Here is an 18,180-nt window from a genome sequence, read left to right as displayed (position 1 = left end):
ATTATTTTTTTACGTAGTTGCAACAAAGCATACATATCATCAAGATTAGCATGATGCCTATTTTATCTTCATTATGTATCTCAGTAGATTGATTAATAAAGTCTATCACTTGAAATTTCAGTACCTGTTCAATAATCTCAGAACCCCATTCAGCTATATTTTTACTTATGGAAATACCTTGCTCAGTGTAATCTTTACTATTCACAACAGTTACAGTGCAATCTATATCATAAGTAATTTTTTTGCCAAAATTATGCAATATCTGTATGCTGTATTTTTCATCACAAACATCAATTAATTTTCTTACAATGATATTGCGCTCCTGCTCGGGCAACGCAGAAAATCTTCGTCTCAATAATTCTATTATGCCACTAGTATCTGCCGCATAATGATTGACAGATTTGCCTGTTTTTATCTTATAGCAACCAAAGTTCTTTTCATATTCCTTAATCTCACACTTTAGCACCTTAGTTAATTCATCAACAGAAACTTCACCACTTTTGATAATTGCCCCTAACAAATCCATTTCTAAAATAACCTCCCTTATTATTAATGGAATGGAGTGACAACTTTCCCGCCCCACATGTAATGGTAGTTCTAATAACACATCGTGTCCTTCAGGCTAGCAACAAGAAGGGATGTAGAATTAGCATATTTATATATCAGCCAATATGGACTGAGCAACCTGAAAGGGAACATTAATAATTACAATGTCTGCTCTAAAATTTTAATTTTTGCCCTTTCTTTGGCTTCAGTCAAAATATCGCATCGGCAAGCATCAAAATTTTCACATCTTGGTATAGCTCGATTGGTCTTAAGTATTGGCTGCAAACCTCCTAGGGTATATATTTTGGCAGTTTCGACACAAACAAGAACATACTTGTTTAGTTTTGGACAAAAAAACTTAACAGATATATCATATTTAACGTTAGGCCTATACACTTTTTCCTCCAATAACAATTCTTTGTTATTATAAGTATGGGACGGGAGTGACAACTCTCCCGCCCCACATGCAATGGTAGTTCTAATAACACATCGTATCCTTCAGGCTAGCAACAAGAAGGGATGTGGAATTAGTATATTAATTTTATATATCAGCTAACATGCCGGAGCATATCAGCCGGATACATCAGTATGAACCAATAACAGAAATTACTGGAGCAAGGACAGTACGTTGGAGCTGGACTGGTTAGCCTGTGCCAACATAGACTGAGCAGCCTGCAAAAGGACATTGTTCTTAGTATACTGCATCATTTCCTTGGCCATATCTGCATCGCGGATAGTGGACTCAGAAGCCTGAACATTCTCTGATGCAGTGGTCAGGTTGCTGCTGGTGTACTCAAGGCGGGACTCAACAGAACCGATAGTTGTCTGCTGGTCGAGAGCCTTCTGGATAGCATTATCAAGCACGTTAATAGCAGCGTTAGCCTTGGTCTGAGTGGAGATATTCAACTTAGTGCCATCTGCACCCTGCAAGCCAAGAGCCTCAGCACGCATATCGGTAAGACCTACCTTGATGGACTGGTTAGCAGATGCACCTACCTGCAAGCTGATAGCATTATCATCAGACTTGTTCTGAGCACGGATAGTCTCACCAAAGGCATCAAGAGCAGCGTTAGCAGACTTCTTCACATTGCCCTGAGAATCGGTAATACTGATATTAAAGCCAGAAATCTGCCCACCAATACCAGCAGTATTTGCAGTGACAGTAATAGCCTTCTGACCAGATGCAGTGTATACGGCATCATCAGAAGCAGCGTAACCAACCTGACTACCAGTGAGCAAATGAGCCTTACCACCATTTGTACGATAATCAGCCAATGCAGTATCATAATCATACTGTGCTTTTTCGGCAGAACCAGCAGCAGCATCACTACCAGATTTACTCAGATTCGTAGCAGAAGCACCAGAAGCATAGCCAGTACCATTCCAAGCAGACATTGCATCACTAACAGCTTTCATCGCATTTGTTACGCCCGTATCACCTGAAATATTCGTATACACACCAGATGCAGCAACATTTTCCAAACCAGTAAAATAATCATCCTGTGCCAATGCTGCCAAATTAGCAGCAGAAACATCCTTAGCTGAATCAGTCTGGGTAGCATTATAAGCCTCAAGGGCACCCTTCAGGCCCTTAACAGCCTCATCCAAGGCAGCCTTGGCATCAGCAGCTGTACCGGTTCTCTTCAACTCAGTAAGCTTATCATCAACCGTTGCTTTTTTGTTAATAATGGTAGTTTTTGCAGTTGCAATCTGAGTATCTGTCTTACCTTCTGCTTTCATAACATTGGCGTTGGCATCGTTGGCAAAAATCTCGCTATCTTTATCAATATCCTCTGCCTTGTTAAAAATATCCTGCAAAGTAGCAATCTCGCCAGTTTTTGCATCCTTAACGTTAAAAGTAGTGCTGTAGGTCTTGCCACCCTGTACATAGGAAACAGTAACCTTATCAGTATCGTGAATCTCAAGGGAATCACCATTGCGAGCTGCCAGGTCGGTCAGCTTGGTTTCACCGGTAGTACCTTCCTTCAGGCTCTGGTTGGACAGGGCAGTATAGGTAGCCTTACCAATAGTATTCTTGGAACCATCAACGAGATACTTGCCGTTGAAGGTTACGTTTGCATTATCATTAATCTGGTCAATGGACTGGTCAAGTTCCTTCTGGATAGTCTGACGGTCAGAATCAGTGTTGGAATCGTTGGCTGCGTTTACAGCCTTTTCCTTCAAGGTCTTCAGAATCTCAACTGTGGAGCTTACAGCACCCTCGGCAACCTTCATCATAGAGCTACCGTTCTGGGTGTTCTGGTTAGCCTGATCCAAGGAACGGATCTGAACGCGCATGCGCTCGGAAATAGCGTAACCGGAAGCATCATCAGCTGCACTGTTAATCTTCATACCGGAAGAAACCTTCTGCAGGCTCTTGGACAGTGCGCTAGAGTTCTTGTTGAGAATGTTCAGTGTGTTTACAGCGGTCATGTTGTTCTTTACGACCATAGCCATGATAAATTCCTCCTTGACTAAAAAATAATCCATGGGATTGCATCCGTGCTCTCCCACCTCATCCTACCGAATCGCCTTATTTGCTATTTTAGCAAATAACAATACGCAAGATGACCAGATAATTCGCCCTTTTATCCGCGGAATATAGACGAAACCATCTATAGCCACACATAAAGGCAGGGTATCGTATACTCTACCCTTATTTTGCCGTATTAGCAATTCTTTATACCTATTATATTTTGCTATTACAGCAAAGTCAAGTTTTATTTTGCCAAATTAGCATTTTTTCTGTTTTATCATTTTTTCCATCTATAATTAGTGTGGTTTGTTAGCATTTTCTAATTTTCTATGTACATATTTTCAGGAGGTGGCTTCAATGGAAAACAATCACTCAACAATAGGTCAACGAATTTATGATTTGCGCATTGAGAATGATGTGCAGCAGGGAGAGCTTTCCAAGGCCATCGGATTGCATCAAAGTGTGTTGAACAGGATTGAAAAAGGCACCCGCCCGGCACGGGATACCGAGATTATATCCATTTCCCGTTACTTTAACGTATGTACAGATTATCTGCTAGGCATAACGCAGCATAAAAATCATCAGCCCATTGATACTGCTGGCGACAATCATGATGATGGTAATATACATGATGATGCCATTGAAGATACACAGCAAGATCAGCATCCCGAAGCTTCTCCCCCAGCATCCAAATACCGCACTGCAAATGTGACACATCTATCTAGCCATTGGGCTTTGGATAAAACCGAGACTGACCTGATTAACAAATTTCGCACGTTGGATGAAAGGGGAAAACTTGCTGTTATGGATACTGCAACCAGGGAATATGGATATGCTTTTTCAGAGAGAGCAATTGTGTCGTCCTAAAATTTCCAAATAAAAATGAAACATAATCTTTCTTACAAAAATAGGGCATTGCCTGTTTTCTTCTCATGAAATCAGACAATGCCCTGAAATTTTTTTACACAAATCCTGCCAGCTTCTTAAAGGCTTCCTCACTCATGCCTGCTTCGGAAGCTGCATCGCGTATGGATAACAAATTCTTTTTAACTAAGCTTACCAAGGTACTCTGAACCCCAAGAATTTTGCCACGTGCTTCACCGCGAGCCATTCCACGGGATTCAACTCTATCCAATACCTCGCACATATTCATTCCCTTCCTGCCAGCTTCTTAAAGGCTCATCACTCATGCCGTTCGCCATACAGCTGATAATACTTTGCCTTGTTCTTCAATACGCTGCGGACATATTCCTCCGTTTCCCGGAAGGGTATGGCATCCACATCATGAAAATCATAATCCCAGCCGTATCTTTCCATCCATTCAAGGACATTGCCCCGCCCGGCATTATAAGCCGCCAGCATCAGGACCTCATTGCCGCGAAATTCCTCCTGCAATGAGCCAAGATACCATGTGCCATAGCGAATGTTGCACCAGGGCTCCTGCAAGCTGCTCACGGAAAACTGGGTATCATCCAGCTGCCCGGCAATCCACACTGCCGTCTCCGGCATCAGCTGCATCAGCCCCACCGCACCATAGCTGGACTTCGCATTGGACTTGAACTTGCTCTCCGCCTTGATGACCGCAGCCACCAGATACGGGTCCACCTGATAACGCCGGCTGTACTCCACAATGTCCTCGCGATAATCATAAGGATAAATATAGCTGCGCTGCACATCCTCGTGCTGCAGCACCAGAAACGCCACAAAAACCGCCAGCAGCACGCACATACCAATGGCAAAGCTGACCACGCGCCGCTTTGCCTCCAGATGCTCGAGCAAACGCTGCCTTCTGAGTTCCCTTTCTTCATCTGTATACTGCATCTGCCCTTCACCTGCCACAATAAACCATCCTCTGATACATTATCCTCTGCATTCAGCTATTGCCAGCCCTGCACCTGCGGCTAGGCGCAAAGAGCTGCAAAGAGCTTGTGCACCTGCCGGGATAAATCCTCAAGGCTGCCGTTATTATCTATTACCACATCAGCCCGCCGCTTTTTCTCAGCCATGGGCATCTGGGCTCCGATGCGCCGCTGCGCCTCAGCCTCAGAAAAGCCGTTGCGCTGGCACAGCCTCCTGAGCTGATTGGCCTCATCAGCATATACTACCCAGACAATATCTGCCATATAGTCCCAGCCAGCCTCGTACAAAAGCGGCACATCAAGGAAAACCACATCCCTGCCTGCTGCAATCAGCCTCGCCAGATTACGCTGGATTTCCGCCTTTATCATAGGATGTGCGGCTGAATCCATCCACTGCTTTTCCGCCGGATTTTGAAATACCACTGACGCCACAGCCTGACGGTTCAGTGTCCTGTCATCGTTCAGCACCTTTTCGCCATAACGGTCATAATACGCCTGCCACAAAAAATTGTCCGGTTCTGCCAGCTGCCAGGCAATCCTGTCCGCATCAATAACAGCGTAGCCATGCTCTGCCAGCAGCCTTGACACCGTCGACTTGCCGCTGGCAATACCGCCTGTAAGCCCTATGATTTTCATCCTCTGCACCTCCCGGTTAATGACTATGCTATACTATACTTTATTTTATTTCACAGCTCAACATCAGCTTGATAACTTACTTCGTGACAACTTACAGCTTGCTTCGTATCAATCTAAATCTTCTGGCAGGATGGACAGAAACGGGTTCCCCTGCCCCCTACCTTGGTTTTCGCAATCAGCGTGCCGCATCTCTTGCAAGCCTCGCCATCCCTGCCATAAACAAAGAGATTGTCCTGATGGCTGCCCTTGCCTCCATTGCCATCACGATAATCACGGAAAGTCGTGCCGCCATCTGCAATGCCGTCCGCTATAACCCTGTTCACAGCCTCATGCAGCCGCTGTATTTCATCACCTGTCAATGAGCCTGCCAGCCGCATAGGGTGCACCCCTGCCAGAAACAGCGCTTCATCCACATAGATATTGCCCAGGCCGCCAACCTTGCTCTGGTCCAAGAGAAAGCTCTTGATGCGTGTTTTTCTGCCAGCAGCAGCCGCTGCCAGGTATTCTGCCGTAAACTTTTCCGATAAAGGCTCCGGCCCCATTTCCGCCATGCCCCTGATGCGCCACAGCTCATCCTGATGCATGGCATACAAGGTGCCAAAGGTACGTGTGTCACTGAACACCAGCCTTGCACCATCATCCAGATAGATAATCACGCGGTTGTGGTGGCTGGCATCCGCTGCCCCGGCTGCCACATACACCAGCTGCCCCGTCATCCGCAGATGAAAAATCAGTGACACCTGGTTGGACAGCTGCAAAAGCAGATATTTGCCGATGCGCTCCAGCCCCACAATATCTTCCTGCAAAATCCTCGCCACGAATGCCTCCGGCTCCGGCCACTTAATCTGCCGTGCCAAAAGCACCTCCACATTCTCTATTTTCCTGCCCCTGATATGTGGCTCCAGCGACCGTCTGATGGTCTCTATTTCCGGCATCTCCGGCATAATCAATTCCCCCAGTCCTTATCCAGACTAAATCACACTTATGCTTTATATCACTTTGCTTCCGCCCAGTTTTCGCCGGTATTGATATCTATGGTCAGCGGCACGGAAAGCTCTGCCGCCTTTTCCATTGCCTCCTGCAGGAGAACCTTTACCTGAGCCAGTTCATCCTTTGTTACCTCCAGCACCAGCTCATCATGCACCTGCAGCAAAATACGGCTTTTCAGCCCTGCATTCCGCAGTGCCCTGTCAGCCCGTATCATCGCCAGCTTGATAATATCAGCTGCCGTCCCCTGAATAGGTGTATTCATGGCCATGCGCTCAGCCAGGGAACGCTGGTTGAAATTGCTGCTCCTGATGGCAGGCAAATCACGGCGGCGGCCATACCTGGTCAGCACATAGCCATTTTCCTTTGCCTCTGCCACAACCTTGTCAATAAAGCTCTTTACCCCCTGGCACTTGGCAAAATACTTGTCAATATAATCCTTTGCCTCTGCCCGTGGGATATGCAGATCCTGCGCCAGCCCATAATCGCTGATGCCGTAAACAATGCCGAAATTGACAGCCTTTGCCTTGCGGCGCAGCTCACCATTCACCTCGTCTATTGCCACGCCGAAAACCTCTGCCGCAGTCCTGGCATGGACGTCCTCCTGCTGCCTGAAGGCGCGCAAAAAATTCTCGTCCTGGGACATGTCAGCCAGCACACGCAGCTCAATCTGGCTGTAATCTGCCGAAAGCAGCAGGTCATACCCCTCCCCCGGCTCAAACAGCTCCCGGATATGCCTGCCCTCCTCCCGGCGCACAGGGATATTCTGCAAATTCGGCTCCGAGCTGCTGAGCCTGCCTGTTGCAGTGACAGTCTGATTGAAGGTAGTATGCACCCGGCAGGTGCGGCTGTCTATCAGGGGCGCAATGCCGTCCAGATAAGTGGATTTCAGCTTTGTCCACAGGCGGTAATCAAGGATTTTACTGATGATCGGATGCTTGTTGTACAGCTCATTCAGCACCTCCACGTCGGTAGAATAACCGGTTTTCGTCTTTTTGATGACAGGCAGCTTTAAGTCCTCAAAAAGCACCTCTCCCAGCTGCTTCGGGGAGGAGATGTTAAATTCCCTGCCAGCCAGGCTGTGGATTTCCTTTGCCAGGGCAGCAATTTTTTCCGCCACCTGCTCCGTCTGCTGCTGCAGCTTGCGGCAGTTCACCCTGATGCCTGCCAGCTCCATGTCAGCCAGCACGCGCACCAGGGGCAGCTCTATTTCCTCATACAGCTTCGTCATGCCAAGAGCCGCCAGCTTATCGGTCATGGCCTTGGCAACATCTGCCAGCACCAGGCACTGCCAGCCAGCCAGCTCCGCCTGCTGCCACCCATCAGCCTTCTCAATCACATTGCTGCTGCCATACCGTTCAGCCAAATCCTCTACAGCATACCTGCTGGCAGACGGATTCAGCAGATAGCCTGTCAGCTCCAAATCCACCACCCTGCCGGACATTTCGATGCCTGCAAGATAAAATTCCTTCATGCCATGCAGGTACTTGGTGATTTTCTCATTGGACAAAGCAGCCGCAAATGCCGCCCAGGCGGGATTTTTTGCCACAGCTGCTGCAGGCTCCTGGTCAGCCTCAGCCATTTCCATACCGGCAAAAAGGCTATCCATGCCGCCATCATCGCAGCCATCCTCATTGCAGCTGAAATAATAAAGCTCAGGCCTCTTTCCACCTGCATCTGCCAAGGCAACAGCAACGGCCAGCAGCCGCCTGCGAGGCACCTTGCCTTCAGCTACAGGCACCAGGTAAATGCTGCCGCACTTTGCTGCCTTCCTGGCAAGGCTCCTGCCCTCCTTCTCCGTCTGCAAAAGGGTAATCTCCAGCAGCTTCCTGGCAGCCTCATCCCCCTCTGCCCCGCTATGGCCAGCTGTGCCACCGGCATACATGGACGCCAGCTTTTTCACATAGCGCAAGATGGAACGGATATCATACCTGCCATAAAACTTGTTTAATGCCTCCCCATCAAGCCCCAGGGCAAAGCTCTCCCGGTCAAACTCCACCGGCACATCCAGCTTGATAGTGGCCAGCTGCTTGGAAAGCACCGCCTGCTGCTGATTTTCACGCAGCCGTTCCTTCAATGCCTTGCCTGAGATTTCCTCAATATGGAGCAGCACCTGCTCCACGGAGCCATAGGCGGCAATCAGCTTCATGGCCGTTTTCGGGCCAACCTTCGGCACCCCCGGAATATTATCCGAGGTATCCCCCATCAGTCCCTTCAAATCAATCAGCTGAATGGGATCCAGCCCCTCGTACTCCGCCTGAAAGGCCGCTTCATCATAAACTGCCAGATCGGATATGCCCTTTTTCGTAAACAATACCGTCAGGTCAGGCTTTACCAGCTGCAGGGCATCCCTGTCACCTGTCACCACATAGGCTTTCATGCCCTGCGCCACTGCCTTGTTTGCCAGGGTGCCGATAATGTCATCAGCCTCATACCCCTCCAGCTCCAAAAGAGGCACGCCCCATGCCTCTGCCAGCTCGTGCAGCATCGGCACCTGGCTGCGCAGCTCCTCCGGCATAGGCTTCCTGGTTCCCTTGTACTCTGCAAACATATCCGTGCGGAAGGTATGCTTGCCCTTGTCAAAGGCAATTGCCAGATAATCAGGCCGCCAGTCATTTAAAAGCTTTACCAGCATGTTGGAAAAGCCCACTATGGCATTGGTATACACACCTGCCCCGGATTCCAGAAGCGGCAGGGCATAATACGCCCGATACAAAAGACTGCTTCCATCCAGGATAAAAAATTTCTGCTTGTTCATGATTCCCTTCCACCCCTATAAGCTATGTATTGCACATACTGCGCTATATTACACTATATTGCACTATATTGCGCTGTTATTTTAAGCCACTCATACTGCATGTACCATTTTATCATTCATACATGAAATTCTCAAGAAAACACAGAAAAAGGAGCCGCGTGCCAGGGCAGCACAACAGCCCCTCATAAAACTGCATTTGATTGTCAGCCGCCAATCGGCAGCAATCCTGCCAGCAAACGGACTAATTGGAGGACACTAGCGCCCGCCGCAGCTTCCACTGCCGTACCCTGTACACTGCCATCGGCACCACCAGGAACGGCACGCCCACCAGCAGGCTTTCCCGCAAATCCGGCTCAAAAGCCAGCACCACCAGGCAGAAGACCTGTGCCCAGATGCCGAACAGTGTAACATAAGGAAACAGCGGTGTCTTGTACTTCAATGCCGCAAAAGTGCCGTCAGCCACCGCCTGCTTGCGGAAGCGATACTGGCTCCAGCAGATGGAAATCCAGGCTATGACCCCGGTAAAGCCCGACAGCGCCAAAAGGTAGGTGTAGACCGTCGCACTGGCATCAAAGCTGTACAGCAGGATGATGAACCAGCAGGAAACGATGGAAATCAGCACCGCATTCTTCGGCATGCCGTTCTTGTTCAGCTCCGCAAAGCTCCGTGGTGCCATGCCCAGAGTAGCCAGGGAATACATGGCACGGCTGGTACCATACAGGCCGGAGTTGGAGCAGGACAATGCCGCCGTCAGCACCACGAAGGCAAACAGGGCACTGAAGCGCTCAAAGCCGTAGTTTGCCATGGCAACGGCAAACACGCTGTCATCCAGCCCCGCCTTATCCCAGGGCAGGATGGAAATCAATACCGAGATAGGAATGATATACAGGGCAATAATACGCCAGGTCACGTTGCGCACTGCCAGCGGAATGCTCTTTTCAGGATTTTTGCACTCCCCTGCCGCCAGGCCGATGATTTCCGTGCCCTGAAAATTGACCAAGATAATGGTCATGGTGAGGATAATGGACCAATAGCCGTTAGGAGCAAAGCCGCCGCTGCCCAAAAAGATGCTGCTGCCCAGATAGCCGGTATCACCTATAATGCCAAAGACAATCAGGGCCCCCACAATGCTGAAGGCAATCAGGGCAATAATCTTGATGATAGCCAGCCAGAACTCGCTCTCACCAAATTTATCCACATGAAACAGGTTGACTATTGTCACCAGCAAGCCAAAAAGCACAGCCCACCAAAGCTGGCTGATCTGGGGGACGAAATTGTTCATGATTATCCCTGCGGCAATCATCTCCGAGGGGACATAGGAAACCCAGGTCATCCAGTAGGTCCAGCCTACACCGCAGGCCCACGTAGGGCCGATGTATTTACGGGCATAAGTAACAAAGGAACCGGCTATGGGCTCCGCCACTGCCAGCTCCGCCAGGCAGAGCATCACGCACAGCACAATAGCACCGCCCAGCAGATACGATAATATCGCTGCCGGACCGGCTTTTTCCAGTACATATCCCGTTCCCAAGAAATATCCGCTGCCAATAATCCCGCCCAGGGAAATCAGCTGCAAATGGCGATTTTTCAGCCCTCTGTTCATTTTTGGCTCGTCCATTGTCCACTTAACACAACCTTTCCTATGCAACCAGCGCATTTCATTCCGCCATGCAGCAGCACACAGCATGGCGTGGCAATCTTGTAAATCGTAATAATGATACCACTTTTGCAGGCAAAATACTATAAAAATTTACCATGAATTATTTATATGCTATAATAAATGAAATCGGTGTATTCTAGTGTCTTATCACACAATGCCAAACGGTATTGCACAGGCGGATTACACATTCTGCATTCTAGGAGGAACGATATATGGCTGACACTCAGAAGCTGTCCATTAAGCCGGGGACAGGGCATTTTTACTGGATACTTTTCAAGAGCACCTTTATCATCAGTGCCTTTACCGTAGGCGGCGGCATGGTGATTATCCCGCTGCTGAAAGCAAAATTCGTGGACGAATACGGCTGGATTGATGACAAGGAAACTCTGGACATTGTTGCCATCGCCCAGTCCATGCCGGGCGTTATGGCAGTCAATGCCGCCATCATGCTGGGCTACCGCATGTCCGGCATTGCAGGTACCATGGTAACGCTGCTTGCCACGATTATGCCGCCACTGATTACCATGACCATTATTGCCATGTTCTACGACATGTTTGCCCACAACCAGTACATACAGATGGTACTGAAGGGGATGCAGTGCGGTGCCACCGCCATTATCGTCAACGTGGTCTTTAATCTGGTGAAAAAGCTGATAAAGAAGCAGCTGGTACTGCCTATCCTGATTTTTCTCGGCACCATGATTGCCGTGCTGGCTTTTGATGTGAACCTGATGTACTGTGTGCTGGCTGATGCCCTGCTGGGGCTTCTTCTGCTGCGGGATGCCAAATACAATTAAGGAGGGCTGCATAAACATGGAAATCTGCTTACTGCTTTACTGGGAATTTTGCAAGATAGGATTGTTCTGCATCGGCGGCGGCTACGCCTCCATGCCGTGGATTCAGGCAGCCGTAGTGGACAATTACCACTGGCTGACCATGAGCGAATTTATTGATATATTTACCATCTCACAGATGACGCCGGGGCCTATCGGCATCAATGCCGCCACCTTCGCCGGTACGAAAATCGCCGGGCTGCCCGGCTCCATTGCCGCCACCCTGGGCTTTGTCACCCCATCCCTGATTCTCTGCCTGGGTGTTACCTGGCTGCTGAAAAAGTATGGCGATATCAGTGCCATCAAGGGAACGCTGAACGGGCTGAGGCCTGCTGTGGTTGCCCTGATGCTGGTGGCAGGGCTCAGCTTCCTCTACCTTTCTATTTGGAACGTGGAAACGCTGCCTGAGGATTTCGGGGCATTTGACCTCAAGGGCATCATTATCCTGGTGCTGGCATTCATCGCCGTGCGCCGCAAGATGGGAGTTATCAACCTGCTTGCAGCCAGCGGCATACTGGGGCTGGTTCTAGGATTATTATAAATTTCAGTTTCTCGTAGTGCCGGTTTGTTACTTCGTGCACATACTGACTGAAATGTTTTGATAGTTCGTGGATTCTGTTCAGACATTTTAAAGGGACAGGTAGCGGCAGTACCCATAGAAAACTCGCTCTCGCTCTTAGCACAGCCTCGCGCTTCTAAGCTCCTGCGTCGCTTACGCTCGCACTCGCTAAGAAGCGAGGCTGCACTCAAGGTTTTCTTTGGGTACATGCCGCACCTGTCTCTCTTTGTGTCTGAACAGATATGCACATAGTTATCAACTATACTCTGCTGTACGCTACCAAGGTAATCAATCTGACTTTACGAAAAAGCTGAAAAGGGGGAGCCGGGAGGCTGACGAAACTTGCTACTGCCGACCGCTGTATAAACTGAAAGTTAAATACTTCCTGTTAGAACAGCCTCTATCGCTTCATTGAGACTGCCATAGACTGCATCCGCCAGGCTGCAAAGCTCCGCATCCGGCTCAATCAGGTCAGGTATCATAACCGTGCAGCAGCCAGCTGCCGCCCCGGCACGAATACCGTTAGCACTATCCTCAAACACATAACATTCCCCAGGCGCACAGCCAATCCTTTCCGCAGCCAAAAGGAAAATATCCGGCGCAGGCTTGCCCTTTTCTACCTGCTGACCGCTGACCACAGCATCAAATAACGGCAGCACCCCCAGACGCCCCAGGCTATCTGTGATGGTGTCCAGCTTCGTACTGCTTGCTACCGCCAGCTTTACGCCATGCCTATGAAAGAAATACAATATTTCCCGCATCCCCGGCTTTTCGGGTATTTCCCTCTGCAAAATATCCAATACCCTGTACAAGCAAAAATCCCTGAAGGCTTCTGCATCAACTTCAGGATAATATTTCCCGATAATATCCAGCATCTTCTGCCCGCCAGAGCCACATACCGCCCGGGGAAATCCCTCCACCGGCTCTTGCCCGAATGCCCTAGCCGCCTCTATCCAGCTTTCACAATAAAGCCGCTCCGTATCCAGCAGCAGGCCGTCCATATCAAAAATTGCACCCTTTAACATAACATCCTCGCTTTCTTAAACCAATATATATTTTGCCACAGTTTATCCCACATACACCAAAACGCCGCCTGCACATAATGGCACAAGCAGCGTTCAGGTGCTGCGCTTCATGTCAATTAGGAGGGGAGCATGAAACGCCGATAGGAATTAAAAGGAGTATAAAATATTGGGAGTAAAATCTATAACAAATATCTGAGTAAGCAGATACCAGTTATCATATTGCATATCACAGCCCGTCAGTGATGCGGATAACGGAACCAATCCTGATGACCGGCATAGGCTTATGCTCCACATAGATAGTGCCGGGCAGCTCCACCTCGGTAGCACCGCTGAAATTAACGGTGCAATGCCCCAGCCCTGCCAGGGTAACAGGGGCTTCCTCCCCCACAGCAGTGATGGTATAGCACTGGTCATCCACGGAAAGCACCTGCCCTGGTGCGATTGTGCCATTAATAGGCTGCACACTGACAGAATAGCAGTAATCCTTTAATTCATCCGGCGCATTATCACCAAACATGATGAAAATGCCCTCGTCCTTGAATTCTTCAACACATTCGCCCAATGCCTTGACCTGATTTTCATAAATAACGCTCATCGCAATTCCTCCTAAAAACTTTACACAACAAGGGCTATGCCATCTGCCCCAAAGACAGGTTACAATCATCTGTCATCAACCACAATCAGTTACCTGCAACACCAACCGTCCATCATCAGCATATCATGCAGCTGCATACAGCCCGAAGCTGGCAAAGTAAGCGATAATTACCCGCAGCCAGCCGGTGGCAAAGCGTGAATACATAACCGACACAACGCCTACCTCAATTGTTTCCGTCTCTGCCTCAGCCAGGCCCAGGCCTACAGGGATAAAGTCGCAGGCACCCTGGGTATTGATAGCAAACAGGGCTGGCAGTGCCATCTGAGGATCGATATTGCCCTTGCCTATTTCTGCCCCCACCAGGGTGCCGACTATCTGGGCGATTACCGCACCAGGGCCAAGCAGGGCGGACAGTCCCGGAATAGAGCAGATAATGCCCAGGATGACCAGGCCGAAAATATTGCCTGCCAGCGGCGTCAGGACAGAAGCAAAGGCATCGCCAAAGCCGGAACCATTGATAATGCCAATCAGCATGGAAACAAATGCCATGAAAGGCAGCAGCGTGGTAATGCAGGTCTGGATGGCATCACGAGCCGCCTGATAGAAGGTGCTGACCACCTTGCCTGCAGCCAGGCCCACAATGGTGACAATGCTCTTATTTTCCTGCTCTGCCAGCGTCTGGGAAACCTTTTTGGTTGCAGTAAATTTACCAGTCTCCGGCTTTGGCAGGTCAGCTGCCTGAGGTTCCGCCGAAGCTGCTACAGCAGCCGCCTCCCCCTCTGCCGGGTGCACCTGCTTGGAAGTAACACCTGATACATAAATATCCTCGGTGATATACTTTGCCATAGGGCCTGCCTTGCCCACAGGATTGGTATTGATGGTAGGAATACGCTTCTTGGGATAAATGCCGCAACGCAGCGTGCCACCGCAGTCAATAATCACCAGTGCCAGCTCATCCTCCGGGCAGTTGGTCTTGAAGCCATTGACAGGCGTCAGCCCTGTCAGCTCCACGATGCGCTGCAGGCACTCAGGCTCTGCACCGCCGCCGGTGATGTACATCACCTTGTTCTTCTTCTCAGTGGGGGTTATTACCAATGGGCCGCCAAAGCCGCCGGCACCATGCTCTACACGAATAGACTTAAACTCTGCCATTTTGCCTGCCTCCTTAATTATGCGCTGTCTTGAACTCACGGCTCAGCCTGATGCCCTGCTGCCTTTCCACCATGCGGGTAGTAAACTCGGTGGCATAGCCGGAAATAAAGTTTGCCACCAGGCCTACCAGAAGGTAGCGGACAGCCAGCGGAGCCATGTCCAGCCCCAGCTGCGCCACACCATTGGCAATACCCAGATAGATGAACAGCTCTGCCACGTTGATATGAGGGAAAATACCGCTGTTGGTGTGGCAGTGATAGGTTGCCGAAGCATAATAGCACGGCTTGTAAAACTCAGGCATGAACTTGCCGATGGACAGCGCCATCGGATTGCCCAGCATAAATGCACTGATAAAAGGCAGCACCGCATATCTCAGCACTGGATTGCCTGTGCAGAATTTTGCGATTTTCTCCATGCGCTCAGGTCCTACAATCGACATAATCGCGTTCATCAGCACCAGAAGCATGACGATGGTGGGAATAATCCCTGTAATCCAACTGACAAACTGCTCGCCGCCCAGCTTGAACAAATTCATAAATCCCGATGCAAAACTAACGAGAATATCCATATCTATCTTCCTCTCTCACTTCTTCAAATCACATACCGGCACTTCATACTGACAGTACCGGCAAACCCGGAAAGCAAGGAAGCCGTCAGCCCCATACCTTCCTGCGCTGCAGCGCATTGCGTACATTAATGGCAGCTAGCTGGAAAGGAGATGGCGGCGGCGTAATAGGCTCGCCGGAAACGAATTTCCGATAAGTCAGTGCCGCATCCAGCACAGCCTTGCGGAGATTCTTGTTCTTCGTCTCCACCTCGTCACCAGTCAGGTCACCTATATACCTGCCTTCAAAGCCCGACATAGGCTTTACCCGGGCCAGGAAGGTAACCCCTTCCATCTTGCGGGCCTCCCTGATGATGCCCTCATCATCCAGCAGGAACATGACAATGGCTCCTGCCCGGAAGCCTCCTGCCTGCCTGCCGCAGGCTACCCTGCCCTGCCGCCTCAGCTTCATAAATTCCTTGGAAAAATGCTTCATTTGCAGCATGCTAAGCACCGCCTGCAATATAAAAGCCCCCAAAATCGCCAGTCCCAGCTCCAGCATCATTGCCAGCTCCTCTCCTATCTGCCTATCATCATAAAATATCCATCATCAATTATGAGCTTTGCCGCTAATCATTTTCGCCTGTACAGGGCACTCAAAAGCTCCTGGAAGCTGCCAGCCTCTGACAGCCTGCCCAGCACCGCCTCATCCTTGGCAATGCTGATAATCTCGTCATACACGCGAATCAGCACGCTGTCATCCTCGTCAATATTCTCCGGCACCCCCAGCAGGAAAATCACCCGTACCTCCTGCTCCTGATACCTCAGGGGCTGCCTTGCCACCCCCATGGCAAAGACCACCCGCTCACCGGCATACTGCACCGTGTGGGGAATAGCTACAGAGTGGCCGAACACCATCGTGCCCTGCTGCTCCCTCGCCTCCAGCCTTGCCAGAAAGCCCTCGTCCAGATACCCCCGTTCTGTCAGGCTCCTTACCATATAGGCAACGGCTTCCCCGTACTCCTCGTATCCATTGAGGATAAACGCCCTGTTTTTGCTCAAAAGCCCTGTCATAACCAGCTGATTGTTATCCAGCACCGGCAGCTCTATAATATCCCAGTACCGTGCCTTTTCCAGCTTGTAGCGCAGCTCCTGCTCATTAAAAATCTCATTAATCTGAATCACAGGACGCTGGCACTGGCAAGCCAGCCTGACAGTGGTAATCACCACATCATACTGATTGAGCTGCTCAGCCGTTACCCGTTCCGCGGAAAACATCTCCATTTCCGCAGAGCTGTCCAAAATCTTTTTCAGCTGCACTGCCACCAGCCGGGATGTCACCCTGCCTGTGCCACAGACCAGGGCAAGCCTGAATTTCCTGCTGCCAGCCAAATCGCTTTCCGTCAGGAACACCCCGAAATAGGCTGCCAGATAGCCACGCTCATCATCAGTCACCGTCACCCCATACTCAGCCTCAATAATCGAGGCGGCAATGCCTGCCATCTGATATGCCAGCGGATATTTTGACTTCAAATCCTCCAGCATGGGATTGACCAGCCTGATGCCATACCGCAGCCTGTTCAGCATGAACATGATATGATACAGAAACTCCTGGGTAAATTCATTGTTGGCAAGATTGATATTCATCTCCTGGCGGATTTTTAAAACAATCTTTTCCAGCACCGCCCGAATGCCCTCATCCAGCTTGATATGGTTGATGCTGCTTATATCCGCCGGGGTGCGCATGCCAAGGATAGGCAGAAAGGAAAACAGCTTTTCCTCAATGGGAAACTCCACCTGCAAAATCTGCCCAATCCTGTTAATCAGGGTATCAACAATCTCAAACTCATCCCTGGAGCCCAGCTTGTAATACCCCGGCTCCAGCCTGCCGATATAATGCCCCGTCAGGAACCTGTCCAGCATCAGGGTGACAAACTCCTCAAACCTTTCCTGCACGCTCTTTTCCAGGGCATAGGCATTGAAGGTTTCCGTAATCGCCTCCATCAGCTCCCTGTCCAGCGGGTATTCCCGATACAGCTGATGATAATTGTTGTCCAGGATGTATTTCCTGATATCCGGCTCGCTGCCATGCAACAAAAGCCCCTTGCTGGCCTTGCCAATAATCGTCAGGCTGTAGGGCGCCAGCTCCTCCCTCAGCTTCTTCAAATCACCAATCAGGGTAGTACGGCCCACATTCATTTCATAAGCCAGCTCGTCCGTCAGAATAGGCTCCTCGGAGCGAATCAGCTTGCCGAATGCGTAATCCATGCGATTTCTTGTAGAATTGAGAAATGTGTCTGTTTCGACTAATTTGGCATATATTGCCCGAAATCCCTCGGCAGAATAGATATGCAGGCTGTATTTCCCCTTTTCGCCATCAATTAGCCCGCAGGAGCCCAGCTCCTGGTTTAGCTGCCTGATGTCATTGCGGATGGTCCGCTCGCTGACTTCCAGCTTGTCAGCCAGGGTGCCTACCGTGATAACCGGAGTCTTTCTAAAATATTGCAGTATTCTGGACATGCGATTATCATTAAACAAGTTTTTCAACTT

General features: G+C 49.8%; 16 protein-coding genes and 2 pseudogenes. 3 read left to right on the top strand and 15 right to left on the bottom strand.

All coding sequences use genetic code 11. From position 1 onward, the window contains the following. Nucleotide 1 precedes the first annotated feature (1 nt). From FYJ84_RS00410 to FYJ84_RS14540, 3 genes and pseudogenes are all read right to left on the bottom strand, one after another. Nucleotides 2-607, bottom strand: a complete 606-nt coding sequence (locus tag FYJ84_RS00410; protein WP_154405025.1) for a hypothetical protein — start codon at nucleotides 605-607, stop codon at nucleotides 2-4. A gap of 545 nt (nucleotides 608-1,152) precedes the next feature. Next, nucleotides 1,153-1,746: pseudogene (locus FYJ84_RS14545) on the bottom strand (flagellin); the annotation flags it as partial. A gap of 785 nt (nucleotides 1,747-2,531) precedes the next feature. Further along, nucleotides 2,532-3,003 (bottom strand): annotated as a pseudogene (locus FYJ84_RS14540) (flagellin); the annotation flags it as partial. A gap of 376 nt (nucleotides 3,004-3,379) precedes the next feature. On the opposite strand from FYJ84_RS14540, the gene FYJ84_RS00395 reads away from it, so the two are divergent. Continuing rightward, the gene (locus FYJ84_RS00395) at nucleotides 3,380-3,889 is read left to right on the top strand and encodes a helix-turn-helix domain-containing protein (RefSeq protein WP_154405023.1); all 510 of its coding nucleotides are present in this window, start codon (nucleotides 3,380-3,382) and stop codon (nucleotides 3,887-3,889) included. 94 nt (nucleotides 3,890-3,983) lie between these two features. Here the strand turns inward: FYJ84_RS00395 and FYJ84_RS00390 are convergent, their stop codons facing one another. From FYJ84_RS00390 to FYJ84_RS00365, 6 genes are all read right to left on the bottom strand, one after another. Continuing rightward, nucleotides 3,984-4,169 carry a hypothetical protein gene (locus FYJ84_RS00390; RefSeq protein ID WP_154405021.1) on the bottom strand — a complete coding sequence of 62 codons (186 nt, stop codon included), beginning with the start codon at nucleotides 4,167-4,169 and terminating at the stop codon, nucleotides 3,984-3,986. Nucleotides 4,170-4,204: 35 nt separating this feature from the next. Continuing rightward, complete coding sequence (locus tag FYJ84_RS00385; RefSeq protein ID WP_407060730.1) at nucleotides 4,205-4,861, bottom strand: lytic transglycosylase domain-containing protein; 657 nt, start codon at nucleotides 4,859-4,861, stop codon at nucleotides 4,205-4,207. Between the two features lie 62 nt (nucleotides 4,862-4,923). After that, nucleotides 4,924-5,517 carry a dephospho-CoA kinase gene (coaE, locus tag FYJ84_RS00380; protein WP_154405019.1) on the bottom strand — a complete coding sequence of 198 codons (594 nt, stop codon included), beginning with the start codon at nucleotides 5,515-5,517 and terminating at the stop codon, nucleotides 4,924-4,926. Nucleotides 5,518-5,630: 113 nt separating this feature from the next. Then, nucleotides 5,631-6,461 carry a bifunctional DNA-formamidopyrimidine glycosylase/DNA-(apurinic or apyrimidinic site) lyase gene (gene mutM / locus FYJ84_RS00375; RefSeq protein ID WP_154405017.1) on the bottom strand — a complete coding sequence of 277 codons (831 nt, stop codon included), beginning with the start codon at nucleotides 6,459-6,461 and terminating at the stop codon, nucleotides 5,631-5,633. A gap of 50 nt (nucleotides 6,462-6,511) precedes the next feature. Continuing rightward, nucleotides 6,512-9,262, bottom strand: coding sequence for a DNA polymerase I (polA, locus tag FYJ84_RS00370; RefSeq protein WP_154405016.1), 2,751 nt, complete (start codon nucleotides 9,260-9,262; stop codon nucleotides 6,512-6,514). Nucleotides 9,263-9,503: 241 nt separating this feature from the next. Then, entirely contained in the window at nucleotides 9,504-10,880 is a 1,377-nt protein-coding gene (locus FYJ84_RS00365; RefSeq protein ID WP_205764019.1) for an amino acid permease, read from the bottom strand. 254 nt (nucleotides 10,881-11,134) lie between these two features. On the opposite strand from FYJ84_RS00365, the gene FYJ84_RS00360 reads away from it, so the two are divergent. After that, complete coding sequence (locus FYJ84_RS00360) at nucleotides 11,135-11,719, top strand: chromate transporter (RefSeq protein WP_154405012.1); 585 nt, start codon at nucleotides 11,135-11,137, stop codon at nucleotides 11,717-11,719. A gap of 16 nt (nucleotides 11,720-11,735) precedes the next feature. Further along, complete coding sequence (locus FYJ84_RS00355) at nucleotides 11,736-12,296, top strand: chromate transporter (protein WP_154405010.1); 561 nt, start codon at nucleotides 11,736-11,738, stop codon at nucleotides 12,294-12,296. A 392-nt stretch (nucleotides 12,297-12,688) separates the two neighbouring features. Here FYJ84_RS00355 and FYJ84_RS00350 read toward each other — a convergent pair whose 3' ends face one another. From FYJ84_RS00350 to FYJ84_RS00325, 6 genes are all read right to left on the bottom strand, one after another. Beyond that, nucleotides 12,689-13,339 (bottom strand): HAD family hydrolase, encoded by a 651-nt coding sequence (locus tag FYJ84_RS00350; protein WP_154405008.1) that lies wholly within the window; start codon nucleotides 13,337-13,339, stop codon nucleotides 12,689-12,691. A 226-nt stretch (nucleotides 13,340-13,565) separates the two neighbouring features. After that, complete coding sequence (locus tag FYJ84_RS00345) at nucleotides 13,566-13,934, bottom strand: PTS glucitol/sorbitol transporter subunit IIA (protein WP_154405006.1); 369 nt, start codon at nucleotides 13,932-13,934, stop codon at nucleotides 13,566-13,568. Nucleotides 13,935-14,057: 123 nt separating this feature from the next. After that, nucleotides 14,058-15,086: a PTS glucitol/sorbitol transporter subunit IIB gene (srlE, locus tag FYJ84_RS00340; RefSeq protein WP_154405004.1), complete on the bottom strand. Its 1,029-nt coding sequence runs from the start codon at nucleotides 15,084-15,086 to the stop codon at nucleotides 14,058-14,060. A 13-nt stretch (nucleotides 15,087-15,099) separates the two neighbouring features. Next, nucleotides 15,100-15,654 (bottom strand): PTS glucitol/sorbitol transporter subunit IIC, encoded by a 555-nt coding sequence (gene srlA, locus FYJ84_RS00335; RefSeq protein WP_154405002.1) that lies wholly within the window; start codon nucleotides 15,652-15,654, stop codon nucleotides 15,100-15,102. An 85-nt stretch (nucleotides 15,655-15,739) separates the two neighbouring features. Beyond that, entirely contained in the window at nucleotides 15,740-16,195 is a 456-nt protein-coding gene (locus FYJ84_RS00330; protein ID WP_154405000.1) for a transcriptional regulator GutM, read from the bottom strand. Nucleotides 16,196-16,263: 68 nt separating this feature from the next. After that, nucleotides 16,264-18,177 carry a BglG family transcription antiterminator gene (locus FYJ84_RS00325; RefSeq protein WP_154404998.1) on the bottom strand — a complete coding sequence of 638 codons (1,914 nt, stop codon included), beginning with the start codon at nucleotides 18,175-18,177 and terminating at the stop codon, nucleotides 16,264-16,266. Nucleotides 18,178-18,180 lie beyond the last annotated feature (3 nt).

The organism is Anaerovibrio slackiae (genome assembly GCF_009695585.1).
GTDB lineage: Bacteria > Bacillota > Negativicutes > Selenomonadales > Selenomonadaceae > Anaerovibrio > Anaerovibrio slackiae.
The sequence above is the reverse complement of the archived record's forward strand: the minus strand, read 5'-3'. Positions and strand labels throughout refer to the sequence as shown.